Consider the following 12,771-nt stretch of genomic DNA (forward strand, 5'->3'; position numbering starts at 1 on the left):
TCAGGCCCTATTGTGTTTGATTTATCGCAACAACGCGAGTCTTGCAGGCGACAACACTTCGCTTTTTTTGCTTGCGCAAACCACTGGATTTATATACAGTAGTGGCTTGATTTCGCATGTTGGAACCACTGAGTCTTTATACAGCGGTCACCTTGATTTGCGCGGTAGTACCCCTACCTTGCCTACTCCACAGCTGAAAGTACACCATGGACGACAAAAAAACCGCAGTAAATGCCGCTGAAAAGGGCAAGGCGCTGGCCGCCGCCCTGGCGCAAATTGAAAAGCAGTTCGGCAAGGGTTCGGTCATGCGTATGGATGCCAATACGCCGGTCGAAGAAGTGCAGACTGTTTCCACCGGCTCGCTCGGCCTGGACATCGCGCTGGGCGTCGGTGGCCTGCCGCGCGGCCGTATCGTCGAGATCTACGGTCCGGAATCGTCGGGTAAAACCACGCTGACACTGCAGACCATCGCCCAGATGCAAAAGCTCGGCGGCACCTGCGCCTTCATCGACGCCGAGCACGCGCTCGACGTGGGCTACGCACAGAAGCTGGGCATCAAGCTCGACGAGCTGCTGATCTCGCAGCCGGATACCGGCGAACAGGCCCTGGAAATCACCGACGCCCTGGTGCGTTCGGGTTCGGTCGACCTCGTGGTCATCGACTCGGTGGCGGCACTGACCCCGCGCGCCGAGATCGAAGGCGACATGGGCGACTCGCTCCCGGGCCTGCAGGCGCGACTGATGTCGCAGGCGCTGCGCAAGCTCACCGGCTCGATCAACCGCACCAACACGCTGGTCATCTTCATCAACCAGATCCGCATGAAGATCGGCGTGATGTTCGGCAGCCCGGAAACCACCACCGGCGGTAACGCGCTGAAGTTCTATGCTTCCGTGCGCCTGGACATCCGCCGTACCGGCTCGATCAAGTCGGGTGACGAGGTGATCGGTAACGAAACCAAGGTCAAGGTCGTCAAGAACAAGATCGCGCCGCCGTTCAAGGAGGCCCACTTCGACATCCTGTACGGAGAAGGCACCTCGCGCGAAGGCGAAATCCTGGACCTGGGCGCCGACAACAAGGTCGTCGAGAAGTCGGGCTCGTGGTACAGCTATAACGGCGAGCGCATCGGCCAGGGCAAGGACAACGCCCGTCAGTTCCTGAAAGACCGTCCGGCACTGGCGCGCGAAATCGAGAACAAGGTCCGTGCCGCCCTGGGCGTGCGCGAACTGCCGCCGGTCCTCGCTGCTGTCGAAGACAGTGGCAAGGACAAGCTGAAGGCAGTCGGCGAGTAATCAAGCGTCTATGCCGGCACCCCAGCTGAGTCTTAAAGGGCGCGCGCTTCGCTACCTGTCGATGCGTGAGCACAGCCGGCTCGAGCTGGGGCGCAAGCTGGCCCGTTATGCCGAGGAGGGCGACGACGTGGAAGCCCTCCTGGATTTCCTTGAAAAAAACAACTGGCTGTCGCAGGAACGTTTCGCCGAGTCGCTCATCAACCGGCGGGCTGCGCGTTTCGGCAACAGCCGGGTGATGGCCGAGTTGCAAAGCCACGGTATCAAAGGCGAAGCGATGGACGAGATCAAAGCCTCGCTTGCCGATAGCGAAACGGCGCGTGCCTCCGAAGTCTGGCAGCGCAAGTTCGGCACCGTCGCCGTCGATGCGGCCGAGCGTGCCAAGCAGATGCGCTTCCTGCTGCAGCGTGGATTCTCCCAACGCGCTGCACGGACCGCAATGCAGGGCGCTCCCGACGACGACGAGCTGTAAGCAGGCGCGGTACGTCAATACCGCCGCCTGTTGCCACGACGAGCCGGCCTGGCCCCAGGCTGCTCCGACGATATGCCAGGCTGGGCCGCAGGTCTGTTATATCACCCCATCTTCCTGTGCTTCTTTCTCTATCTATATAGAAGCAAGAAGCGCTGCTCCGGCGCCAGCGTGGAGCGTCATCTCCGATATGCTCCGGCATACTCCTCAACGGACGATGACGCTGCACCCTGGCGCTGTCGTTAACCCATGGCGCATCAATTGGTCCTGCCACCACCCCATCCCGTCCAGCCGCCCGCAACATTGCTCGCTCAACAAGAAACCCCGCCAATCTCGCCCACAGCGCGGCAAAAAGGCTTCTGTTGCAGTGCAACCGAGAACGCCCTGTGCTAAACTTCCCCGGTTTAAGCAGCGCCGCATGAGCGGTTGTTGTCGTAGAAGCTACGTCAACGTGCACAAAGCACACTGGCTGCACCACTAACCGCCGCGAAAGCGGCATTGGTTTTTATGCCCCTGTCTCCTCCCGTATCGCGCTCGCTCCGGCATACGCGCGCCATCACCGTCGACGCCTATGCGCGCGATGATGGCCTGTGGGATCTGGACGCCAGTATCCGCGACGTCAAGACGCGCGACATCGCGCTCGCCTCCGGCACCCGTCCGGGCGGCATCCCCGTACACGACCTCAAGCTGCGCATCACCATCGACCGCGACCTGAAGATCGTGGATGCCGAAGCCGCGTCCGATTCCGTCCCGTATCCCGGTTTCTGCGAGACCATCGTCCCTGCTTACAAAAAGCTGGTCGGCCTGTCGCTGATGAACCACTTCCGGTTGCACCTGAAAGACCGCCTGTCGGGCGTGCTCGGCTGCACCCACCTGACCGAATTGGCCCAGGTGCTGCCCACGGCAGCCCTGCAAGCCTTCGCCGACGAGGTCTTCGAGACCCGCGGCGGTGCCGACGCGAATGTAATTCCTAGCTCGGCCGAACGGCCCTTCGAGCTCGACCGTTGCCATGCGCTGCGCAGCGACGGACCAGCCGTAGCCACCTACTATCCCCGCTGGTCGATCAAGGCCGTGTCGGGTTAGGATTCGCTGTTTTCGAACGTAGTTAACTATTAATTCAACCGTATTTCTAATTCAGTAATAGAAGAAGGGAAGCCAGCATGAAAATCCATGAGTATCAGGGCAAAGAGATCCTCCGAAAGTTCGGAGTGACCGTTCCGCGCGGCATTCCGTGCATGTCGGTCGAAGAAGCTGTCAAGGCAGCTGAAGAGCTGGGCGGCCCGGTCTGGGTCGTCAAGGCGCAGATCCACGCTGGTGGCCGCGGCAAGGGCGGCGGCGTGAAGGTTGCCAAATCGCTCGAACAGGTCAAGGAATACGCCGAGCAGATCATGGGCATGCAGCTGATCACCCACCAGACCGGCCCTGAAGGCCAGAAGGTGCGTCGCCTGCTGATCGAAGAAGGCGCCGACATCAAGAAAGAACTGTACGTCTCGATGGTCACCGACCGCGTGACCCAGAAGGTCGTCCTGATGGCATCGTCGGAAGGCGGCATGGACATCGAGGAAGTCGCTCACTCGAACCCGGAAAAGATCCACTCGATCGCGATCGACCCGGCCGTCGGCCTGACCGACGCTGAAGCGGACGACATCTCGACCAAGATCGGCATCCCGGCCGAATCGCTGGCCGAAGCGCGCCAGAACCTGAAGGGCCTGTACCAGGCTTACTGGGAAACCGATTCGTCGCTGGCCGAAATCAACCCGCTGATCCTGACCGGCAACGGCAAGGTCATCGCACTGGACGCCAAGTTCAACTTCGACGCCAACGCCCTGTTCCGCCAGCCGGACATCATGGCCTACCGCGACCTGGACGAAGAAGATCCAGCCGAAGTCGAAGCATCGAAGTTCGACCTGGCCTACATTTCGCTCGACGGCAACATCGGCTGCCTGGTGAACGGCGCCGGCCTGGCCATGGCCACCATGGACACCATCAAGCTGTTCGGCGGCGAGCCGGCCAACTTCCTGGACGTGGGCGGCGGTGCGACGGCTGAGAAAGTCACCGAAGCATTCAAGATCATGCTGAAGAACCCTGGCCTGAAAGCCATCCTGGTCAACATCTTCGGCGGCATCATGCGCTGCGACGTGATCGCCGAAGGCGTGATCACCGCATCGAAGGCCGTGTCGCTGAAAGTGCCGCTGGTCGTCCGCATGAAGGGCACCAACGAAGACCTGGGCAAGAAGATGCTGGCCGACTCCGGTCTGCCGATCATCGCCGCCGATACGATGGAAGATGCAGCCAAGGCCGTCGTCGCCGCTGCAGCTGGTAACGCCTAATTCGAAGGAATAAACAAATGTCGATCCTGATCAACAAAGATACTAAAGTCATCACCCAGGGTATCACCGGCAAGACCGGTCAGTTCCATACCCGTATGTGCCGCGACTACGCGAACGGCAAGGCCGCTTTCGTCGCCGGCGTCAACCCGAAGAAGGCCGGTGAAGACTTCGAAGGCATCCCGATCTTCGCGAACGTGTCGGAAGCGAAAGCTGCCACCGGCGCCACCGTGTCGGTCATCTACGTTCCGCCGGCAGGCGCAGCCGCTGCGATCTGGGAAGCTGTCGAAGCCGACCTGGACCTGGCGATCTGCATCACCGAAGGCATCCCTGTCCGCGACATGATGGCCCTGAAGGACCGCATGGCCAAGGCCGGCTCGAAGACCCTGCTGCTGGGTCCTAACTGCCCAGGCCTGATCACCCCGGACGAAATCAAGATCGGCATCATGCCGGGCCACATCCACCGCAAGGGCCGTATCGGCGTCGTGTCGCGCTCGGGCACCCTGACCTATGAAGCAGTCGGCCAGCTGACCGCACTGGGCCTGGGCCAGTCGTCGGCAGTCGGCATCGGCGGCGATCCGATCAACGGCCTGAAGCACATCGACATCATGAAGATGTTCAATGATGATCCAGATACCGACGCGGTCATCATGATCGGCGAAATCGGCGGTCCGGACGAAGCCAATGCTGCGCATTGGGTCAAGGACAACATGAAGAAGCCGGTCGTCGGCTTCATCGCCGGCGTCACCGCGCCTCCGGGCAAGCGCATGGGCCACGCCGGCGCGCTGATCTCGGGCGGCGCCGATACTGCGCAAGCCAAGCTGGACATCATGGAAGAGTGCGGTATCAAAGCTACCAAGAACCCATCGGAAATGGCACGCCTGCTGAAGGCAATGCTGTAATCCGACGATTTCAAGCTGGTTAAAGACGGGGAGCTCAGGCTCCCCGTCTTCTTTTCCAGACCCGTCAAAACGTGACAAATTGCGTTACGTAAACTGTCCAACTGACAAAAATTGCTGAGCTCGCGTGACAAAATTTGTCACCGCTCAAGCCGGAACTTGTCCTGGCACGCCGTTTTGTTATCTCCACACTAATAAAATCAGCATTTTTTGGGCTGGCACGCGGATTGCATATAGGAAAGCGTGGCAACAAGCAGTAACCCAATCACCTGACACACCACCCTGGAGAGACAAAATGAACTTCAAGCAAATGCAAACCAAAAAGGCCGAAGGCGGCTTCACCCTGATCGAACTGATGATCGTTGTCGCCATCATCGGTATCCTGGCTGCCGTCGCAATCCCGGCTTACCAGGACTACATCGCCAAGTCGAAGGCGGCTGCGGCTTACTCGGACATCGCCTCCGGCAAAACCGGTTTTGAAATGGCCGTTGTCGAAGGCATGCCTGCAGACGCAGACGGTCCTGCTTACCTGGCGAAGGCTGGTTTGGCTGCAGCGACCGGCAACTGCAGCGAAATTGCTGCAGCCGCTCCTGGCGCCAACACCGCTGTTTTGACCTGCACCATTAATAGCCCGGGCCGTATTGGCACCGCCCCCACCATCGCACTGCACCGCTCGACCAGTGGTATCTATAGCTGCGTTACCAGTGGCTTCCCTGACGGCGACACCAAGTACACTCCAGCAGGTTGCTTGTCTGCTGCTGCTGCAGACTCCTAATTGCCAAAATGATGGCTGACCGTGCAAGCGGTCAGCAAGCAAAAAGAGACCGCCTTGGCGGTCTCTTTTTTTTACTTGTTTAAAACAATTCAAACAATCTTGAGCCGGTCCGCCAGCAGCGCCTCGTAGGTCATGTTCTGCAGCAGCGTGTAGTGCACCGGATCCAGGTCGACGAACTGGACGCCATAGCTGTACACCTCGGGCTTGTCCGGCGCCGGGCGGGACACCGTCATGTTCCGGATGGCGGCCAGGGTCTCGACCGCCACTTCCTCATTCGTGGGCGGCGTCGCCAGCGTGAATGCCAGCGTGACGGCTTCGCTGCCCTGGGGGAGCGGATGGGCCGAGTCGATCCGCGCCCCCGTCACCGAGACGTTCGCCAGCGTGCAGGCGACCCCGGAGGCATCGCCGATCCTGGACACGCGCGCCGGGATCTCGGCCTTGACCCGCATCGCGCCGCGCAGGCTGGTGCCCTGGATCGAGGTCGGAAAAGACAGGTGCACGTAGTTCAGCGGACGGGGAAACACGCGCTGGATCGAGCACGCGAACGAGCACACGTTCACGCCCGAGAACACCCGAACCGTCAACGGATCGCCTTCCGTGATCGCAATCGGTACGCCGTTTTCGGTCGGGATCTTGATGATGAGGTACTCGTCCTTGACGTACCCGATCAGGGTCGAGAAATGCTGGACGGGTTTCAGGTGCCGGTGGGTCATGACCTGCAGGCGGACGCCGACTTGCAGGTTCATGGTTTCGAACTCGAATTCCTGGGATTTGAGTTCGCGTGCTTGTTCGGTATTCATCTGATACTGGGGCTTGGTTCGGCGTCAGGAAGACGCGCGAAAGGCAGAATCATATCAGATTATATGTAGCTAAGCTTCGCTTCATCAGGATGGTGAATATTGGATAGATTTCCAGCATCCCGACCGCAGTCTTGTCGATCGTTGATGAAAACAATGACGGGTAGTTAAATAATATTTGTACAAAAGTGCTTGATTTTCTGATTACGGAGCCTACTGTAAGGAGAACAGGGTGTATCAGGCGCTGCCTGGCATGTGGAAGCAGGGAGCGACTCCCTTCAATCAACTCATCGAGGTCGATATGAAAACACTACTCACTGCTTTCGCTTGCGTTACCTTATTAGCCGCATGTAACAAAGACGAACCTGCGCCGATCGCTGCTGAACCAGTCGTCGCCGCACCTGGCGACACCATGACGACTACCCCGGCAGCTAGTCCGCCGCCCGCCACGCAGGCGACGGAGGCCGCACCCGTATCGGGCTCATCGGGCTCATCGTCTGCCGGCGCAATGGAAGGAAGCGGCGGTAACACGTACGTGGTGGACAAGGGCGACACCTTGTGGGGCATCGCGCAGAAAAATGGGGTCAGCCATGGCGACCTCGCGAAATGGAACAATATCAACGATCCCAGGGAATTGCAGGTTGGCCGGGAGCTGAAGTTGACTGCGCCATGAGCTTGACCGCTGTGGGTCACTGAACAGGCTCGCAGAGCGCGCCCGGCCGTCAGCGGTCGGGCTGCGCCGTCCAGTCGCCGCTTTTGCCCCCATGCTTCTCCAGCACCCGCACATTCGTCATCACCATCCCGCGGTCGACGGCCTTGCACATGTCGTACACCGTCAGCAGGCCTACCTGCACGCTAGTGAGCGCTTCCATCTCCACCCCGGTCTTGCCGATGGTCTCGACCTGCGCCCGGCAGTGCACGCTGGAAGCCGCCGCATCGATCTCGAAATCCACCGTCACCCGGGTGATCGGCAGCGGGTGGCATAGCGGCACCAGGTCGCTGGTACGTTTCGAGGCCATGATGGCGGCGATGCGCGCGATGCCGATCACGTCGCCCTTCTTCGCAGTGCCCGATTGGATCAATGCCAGCGTCTCCGGCTTCATGCGGATGGTGCCGGCCGCGACGGCGATGCGGTGGGTGTCCTGCTTGGCGCCGACGTCGACCATGTGGGCCTGGCCGGTGGCGTCGAAGTGGGTCAACTGGTCTGCGGTCGGGGAAGTGATGCTCATTGCGGGTTCATTGCCATCTAAATAAGGTTGGAACAAAGTGTTTCGCCATGCAGCAGCGCATCGGCGGATAGAGTTATCATAGCATTGTGAAATTCGCTCCCCGCCCAGCATCGGCGCGCCGCTGGCGCCCTGCGTTGACCGCCATTGCCCTGTGCACGGCGGCCGCTGTCGCCATTGCCGCCCCCGCCGAACGCCTGCAAAAACCTGTTCATTCGGGTTTGCCGACGCTCGGCGACTCCGCGCGCCAGGACCTGTCGCCCGTCATCGAGCGCAAGCTTGGCGAAGAAATCATGCGCGACGTCCGGCGCGACTCGAGCTACCTCGACGACGACCAGATCACCGAGTACCTGAACAACCTCGGCAATGCGCTGCTATCGTCCGTGCCCGGTGCGCGCGGCGAGACGAACGTCGATTTCACCTTCTTCGCGATGCGCGATCCGAACCTGAACGCCTTCGCCCTGCCGGGCGGGTTCATCGGCGCGCATACCGGCCTGATCGTCGCGGCACAGAAGGAATCCGAACTGGCCGGCGTGATGGCGCACGAGATCGGCCACGTGTCGCAGCGCCACATCGCCCGCATGATCGGACAGCAGAAGCAGGATGTGCTGCTGCCGCTGGCGTCGATGATCCTGGCCGCGCTTGCCGCCAAGGCCAGCCCGGATGCCGCGATGGGCGTCCTGATGGGAGGTCAAGGCCTGGCCGTGCAGCGCCAGCTGAATTTCAGCCGCGACGCCGAGCGCGAGGCCGATCGCGTCGGTTTCCAGATCATGGGTGCCGGCGGCTATGATGTCACCGGGATCGTCGGTTTCTTCCGGCGCCTGCAGGGCGCCACCAAGCTGTCGGGCGACATTCCCGCCCACCTGGCCCACCTGAGCAGCCACCCGCTGACGGCCGAGCGCATCGTCGACATGCAGGCGCGCATCCGCGAGATTCCCAAGAAGGCGCGCGTCGACAACCTCGACTTCCAGCTGGTGCGCGCCCGTGCCCGCGTGCTGCAGGACGAGAGCGTCGGCGGCCGCCGCGACACGAAGAACGCATTCGAGACCCAGCTCAAGGAAGCCCACCGGCATCTGCAGGCCGGCGCCCAGTACGGCCTGGCCCTGCTGGCGCTGCGCGAGGGGAACGTGCCTGATGCCCAGTCCTGGCTCGACAAGGCGCGCGCCACCGTCAAGCCGAAGGAGGGCGTGCTGTCGGCCGAATCGAGTGCGGGCGACGGCGCCGCGATGTTCGCCGGCCTGTCCATCGAGATCAAGCTGGCGGCGGGCCAGGCGCCGGCCGTCGCCAAGCAGGCGGTGCAAGAGGCGGATGCGGCGCGCCAGCGCTTTCCGTTGTCGCGCGCCATCGCGCGCCAGTACGGCGAAGCGCTGCTCGCGGCCGGACAATTCGAAGAGGCGACCCGCTACCTGCGCGACCAGACCCAGCTCTACCGCGAAGAACCGAAGCTGCACGACATGCTGGCGCGCGCGTATTCGAAGCAGGGCAAGATCGCCCTGCAGCACATGGCGCTGGCCGAATCCTATGTGGTGGCGGGGGCGCTGCCGGCAGCGGTTGCGCAGCTCGAGCTGGCGCGCAAGGCGGGCGACGTGTCGTTCTACGACCAGGCCGTCATCGATGCGCGCGAGCGCGAGCTGAAGGCGCGCCAGAAGGCCGAAAAGGAAGAGGAAAAAGACCGCCCGTAGGGTGGGCGGCTCCACCCTCGGCTTGACTGGGCCCGGACGGTCGACGCCGCCCACGCGTTCAACTCACGGGCGCATTGTGGTGGTGCGTGCTGGGTTGAACGCGTGGGCGGCCTATGCGTTGCGGACTACATCGCTTCCAGGGTGGAGCCGCCCACCCTACGTTCCCGGCGCCTGCACGTAGCCGAAGCGGCGCTGCAGCGCTTCCCCCGCCAGCCGTTCCACCGTCACGCGGCGATCTCCCACCACCAGCGCGAGCTCATCCGTATCGTCCTCCAGCCAGGCCATGATCGCTTCCACCGACGCCGGCCGGCCGCCCAGCTCCATGCGCGCCAGCACCTGGGCCACATCGCGGTCGTCCAGCTGGGCCACGACCTCGCCGGCCTGCAGGATCAGCGCGCCGGCATCGGTCATGAATACCGCCTCCACCGTCGCCAGCGCCTGCCCGGTCTGCAGCACGAAACCCTGGCTGGGGTCGGTACGCGCGATGTAGGGCGTCGCTTCCAGGTTCACGTACACGCGCTGCGGCCCGTTCTGGAAGTACCAGCGGCCATGGTCGTCGTGCGCGTAATTGCGGTTGATGAAACCGACCAGCGTCGCATTCGCGAGCTTGTCGCCCGGCGCATCGGCGCGCTGTGCGGCTTCGTCGCGCATGCGCCAGTTGCCGCGCGCATCCAGTGCCAGCCAGCCGTAGCAGTGCGGCACGTTCGGCCACTTGGCCATTGCCTGTTTTACGATGTCGTCCATAGTCTCAAGCTTCGCATGGTTCGTGGGCATGGGGCGCGCGGCTCGGCGATGGGGCGACGCTGTCGAAGAAGTGCAGGATGCGTCGCGGCAGCCAGTCGATGCGTCCGGGGAAGGGGGCAGCGGGGAAGCCGACGTGCCCACCTTCGTCAGGATACTCCAGGGTCACGGCTGTCGATGCGGACTCGGGCAGATGCCGGCCGGGCAGGAAGGGATCGTTGCGGGCGTTCAGCACCAGCGTCGGCACCGTGATCGCGTGCAGCACGTGGCGCGCGCTGGCGCGGTGCCAGTAGTCGTCGGTGTCCTTGTAACCATGCAGCGGCGCCGTCACCACGTTGTCGAAGGCGTAGAGGTCGCGCGCAGCCAGTAGGGCGCTGCGGTCGAACAGGCCGGGAAAGCGTTCCAGCTTGGCCAGGCACTTGGGCTTCAAGGTCTGCAGGAACATGCGCGTGTACAGCATGTTGAAGCCGGAAGACAGCGCTTCGCCGCCGCGCGCCAGGTCGAGCGGCGCCGACACCGCGCAGGCCGCCTCGACGATCCCGGCGCCATGGCCCGACTCGCCCAGCCAGCGCAGCAGCGCATTGCCGCCCAGGGACACGCCTGCCGCGAAGAGCGGACCGGGGGCACGCGCATGCAGTTTGCGGACGATCCAGTCGACCTCGAGGGCGTCACCGGAATGGTAGAAGCGCGGCATCAGGTTGGCTTCGCCGGAACAGCCGCGGAAGTGCGGCACCGCGCCGGACCAGCCGCGTTCGCGCAGCGCCGCCATCAGGGAGCGCGCGTAATGGCTGCTGGAAGAGCCTTCCAGGCCATGGAACAGCACGACCAGCGGCTTGCCCGGCTGGCCGTCGACAAAGTCGACATCGACGAAATCGCCGTCGCTGCTGGTCCAGCGTTCGCGCCGGTAGGCGACCGGGGGTTTGGCGACGCAGGTCGCCGGATAGATGGTCTGGAGGTGGCCGCCAGGCAGCCACGCGGGGGCGCGGTAGTCCATGAGGCAGGCGGTGCAAGTCGACGAAAAAAGCCGGCCGCACCGTAAAGAATCAGTGGTGCTTGAGCTCGACGCCCGCGGCGAGGCGGTACTGGGTGCCGCAATAGGGACACTTGGCATCGCCATGGTGGTCGAAATCGAGGAAGACGCGCGGGTGCGAGGACCACAGCGGCATTGCCGGATTCGGGCAGTGTGCCGGCAGGTCTTTGGCCTCGAGTTCCACCACAGGCATCGTCTTTTGGTTCATCTGTTTTACTCCGTTAGAAGGAAATTTTGCAAAGATACGATTCTACCGGATTCACCCTGCATACTGAAATGATCGGTAGAATAACAAACTGATCCAATCGAGCCCGGGCGTAGCCCTTTTGCCAACGCGCTGCCAGCCCGCTGCCGCACCCTTTACATGCGTTTCATGCCCGACCGTTCCAAGCCCCATCTTGCATCCGCCCTTCGCGGCCGTTGCAGGAAAACCACATGAGCGGGGTTGTGCCGCCAGGCCAGCAGCCCCCCGCCGCGACAGAAGCTGCCGAAGTCCACGATCCCGCCGCCTGGCGCGACGGTTTCAAGAGCGGCCTGCCTACCCTGTTCGGCATCGGCGCCTGGGGACTGGTGGTTGGCATCGCGATGGTCAAGAGCGGCCTCACCGCCGCGCAGGCGGTCGGCATGACCCTGCTGGTGTTCGCCGGTTCCGCCCAGCTCGCTTCACTTCCCCTGATCGCGGCCGCCGCGCCGATCTGGGTCATTTTCGCCACCGCGCTGGTCGTCAACCTGCGCTTCGTCATCTTTTCCGCATTGCTGGGACCGCACTTCGCCCATCTGCCTTGGCGCCAGCGCTTCCTGCTCGGTTACGTCTCGGGCGACCTGACCGTGGCGATGTTCCTGCAGCGCTATCCGACTGCCGAACGGGTGGCCGGCAAACTCTCTTACCTGAAGGGGCTGATGTACCCGAACTGGTTCGCCTGGCAGGCCGGTTCGCTGGTCGGCATCTTCCTGGGCAGCGCGATTCCCTCCGAATGGGGCCTGGGTTTCGCCGGTACGCTGGCGATCCTGTGCATCATGGTGCCGCTGATCATTAACAACGCGGCGCTGTGCGGCGTCGCGGTCGCGATCGCGGTCTCGGTGCTGGCCTATGGCTTGCCGTACAAGCTCGGACTGCTATTGGCGGTACTGCTCGGCATGCTGACCGCCATGACGGTCGAGGAAACCTTCGCCAAGCGAAAGGCCAGGCATGTCTGACTGGGAAATCTGGATCACCATCGGCGTGTTGTGCATCGCCACCGCGGCCACCCGCAGTTCGTTCTGGCTGATCGGCCACCGCGTGACCATCCCGCCGCGAGTGCAGGAGATGCTGCGCTATGCGCCGGCCTGCGCGCTGGCGGCCATCATCGGGCCCGACCTGCTGATCGACACCCAAGGCCATGCCCAGTTCACGCTGGCCAATCCGAAGCTGATCGCCGGGCTTGCCGCACTGGCGTTCTACCTCTGGCGCCGTAGCATGCTGATGACCATTATCTTTGGCATGATTGTATTCACACTGTTGCGCGTACTACAGGTTTTTGGATAGGCGCGCTAATGTAC

15 protein-coding genes are annotated in these 12,771 nt (G+C 62.6%); 10 read left to right on the forward strand and 5 right to left on the reverse strand.

The features are described from left to right. Positions 1-206 precede the first annotated feature (206 nt). The 6 genes from recA (at position 207) to AC56LU_RS04490 (ending at position 5,756) form a co-directional block, all read left to right on the forward strand. Complete coding sequence (gene recA / locus AC56LU_RS04465; protein ID WP_497174400.1) at positions 207-1,289, forward strand: recombinase RecA; 1,083 nt, start codon at positions 207-209, stop codon at positions 1,287-1,289. Between the two features lie 10 nt (positions 1,290-1,299). After that, positions 1,300-1,758, forward strand: coding sequence for a recombination regulator RecX (gene recX, locus AC56LU_RS04470; RefSeq protein WP_497174401.1), 459 nt, complete (start codon positions 1,300-1,302; stop codon positions 1,756-1,758). A 504-nt stretch (positions 1,759-2,262) separates the two neighbouring features. Continuing rightward, entirely contained in the window at positions 2,263-2,838 is a 576-nt protein-coding gene (locus tag AC56LU_RS04475) for a DUF2889 domain-containing protein (protein ID WP_497174402.1), read from the forward strand. 77 nt (positions 2,839-2,915) lie between these two features. Then, on the forward strand, positions 2,916-4,085 hold the full coding sequence (gene sucC / locus AC56LU_RS04480) for an ADP-forming succinate--CoA ligase subunit beta (protein WP_497174403.1): 1,170 nt from the start codon (positions 2,916-2,918) through the stop codon (positions 4,083-4,085). Between the two features lie 17 nt (positions 4,086-4,102). After that, positions 4,103-4,984 (forward strand): succinate--CoA ligase subunit alpha, encoded by an 882-nt coding sequence (sucD, locus tag AC56LU_RS04485; RefSeq protein ID WP_193688192.1) that lies wholly within the window; start codon positions 4,103-4,105, stop codon positions 4,982-4,984. A 292-nt stretch (positions 4,985-5,276) separates the two neighbouring features. Next, a complete protein-coding gene (locus AC56LU_RS04490) occupies positions 5,277-5,756 on the forward strand; it encodes a pilin (RefSeq protein ID WP_497174404.1) in 480 nt (159 codons plus the stop codon). Between the two features lie 89 nt (positions 5,757-5,845). Here the strand turns inward: AC56LU_RS04490 and AC56LU_RS04495 are convergent, their stop codons facing one another. After that, positions 5,846-6,556: a flagellar brake protein gene (locus tag AC56LU_RS04495; RefSeq protein ID WP_497174405.1), complete on the reverse strand. Its 711-nt coding sequence runs from the start codon at positions 6,554-6,556 to the stop codon at positions 5,846-5,848. A gap of 229 nt (positions 6,557-6,785) precedes the next feature. Between AC56LU_RS04495 and AC56LU_RS04500 the strand changes: the two genes are divergently transcribed. Next, positions 6,786-7,226: a LysM peptidoglycan-binding domain-containing protein gene (locus AC56LU_RS04500; RefSeq protein WP_497174406.1), complete on the forward strand. Its 441-nt coding sequence runs from the start codon at positions 6,786-6,788 to the stop codon at positions 7,224-7,226. A 49-nt stretch (positions 7,227-7,275) separates the two neighbouring features. On the opposite strand, the gene moaC is transcribed toward AC56LU_RS04500, so the two are convergent. Further along, the gene (gene moaC / locus AC56LU_RS04505) at positions 7,276-7,782 is read right to left on the reverse strand and encodes a cyclic pyranopterin monophosphate synthase MoaC (protein ID WP_497174407.1); all 507 of its coding nucleotides are present in this window, start codon (positions 7,780-7,782) and stop codon (positions 7,276-7,278) included. A gap of 86 nt (positions 7,783-7,868) precedes the next feature. Between moaC and AC56LU_RS04510 the strand changes: the two genes are divergently transcribed. Further along, entirely contained in the window at positions 7,869-9,461 is a 1,593-nt protein-coding gene (locus tag AC56LU_RS04510; RefSeq protein ID WP_497174408.1) for a M48 family metalloprotease, read from the forward strand. A gap of 156 nt (positions 9,462-9,617) precedes the next feature. Here the strand turns inward: AC56LU_RS04510 and AC56LU_RS04515 are convergent, their stop codons facing one another. From AC56LU_RS04515 to AC56LU_RS04525, 3 genes are read right to left on the reverse strand one after another with little or no spacing between them, the layout of a single operon-like run. Next, on the reverse strand, positions 9,618-10,205 hold the full coding sequence (locus AC56LU_RS04515; RefSeq protein WP_497174409.1) for a DUF2946 family protein: 588 nt from the start codon (positions 10,203-10,205) through the stop codon (positions 9,618-9,620). A 4-nt stretch (positions 10,206-10,209) separates the two neighbouring features. Further along, on the reverse strand, positions 10,210-11,196 hold the full coding sequence (locus AC56LU_RS04520) for a YheT family hydrolase (RefSeq protein ID WP_497174410.1): 987 nt from the start codon (positions 11,194-11,196) through the stop codon (positions 10,210-10,212). A 49-nt stretch (positions 11,197-11,245) separates the two neighbouring features. Beyond that, positions 11,246-11,440, reverse strand: coding sequence for a zinc-finger domain-containing protein (locus tag AC56LU_RS04525; RefSeq protein ID WP_091875793.1), 195 nt, complete (start codon positions 11,438-11,440; stop codon positions 11,246-11,248). Positions 11,441-11,667: 227 nt separating this feature from the next. Between AC56LU_RS04525 and AC56LU_RS04530 the strand changes: the two genes are divergently transcribed. Next, the gene (locus AC56LU_RS04530; protein ID WP_497174411.1) at positions 11,668-12,429 is read left to right on the forward strand and encodes an AzlC family ABC transporter permease; all 762 of its coding nucleotides are present in this window, start codon (positions 11,668-11,670) and stop codon (positions 12,427-12,429) included. Continuing rightward, the gene (locus AC56LU_RS04535) at positions 12,422-12,757 is read left to right on the forward strand and encodes an AzlD domain-containing protein (RefSeq protein WP_497174412.1); all 336 of its coding nucleotides are present in this window, start codon (positions 12,422-12,424) and stop codon (positions 12,755-12,757) included. The genes AC56LU_RS04530 and AC56LU_RS04535 overlap by 8 nt, the downstream gene beginning before the upstream one ends. Positions 12,758-12,771: the final 14 nt, after the last annotated feature.

This window comes from Telluria sp. PB2R4 (genome assembly GCF_059685695.1).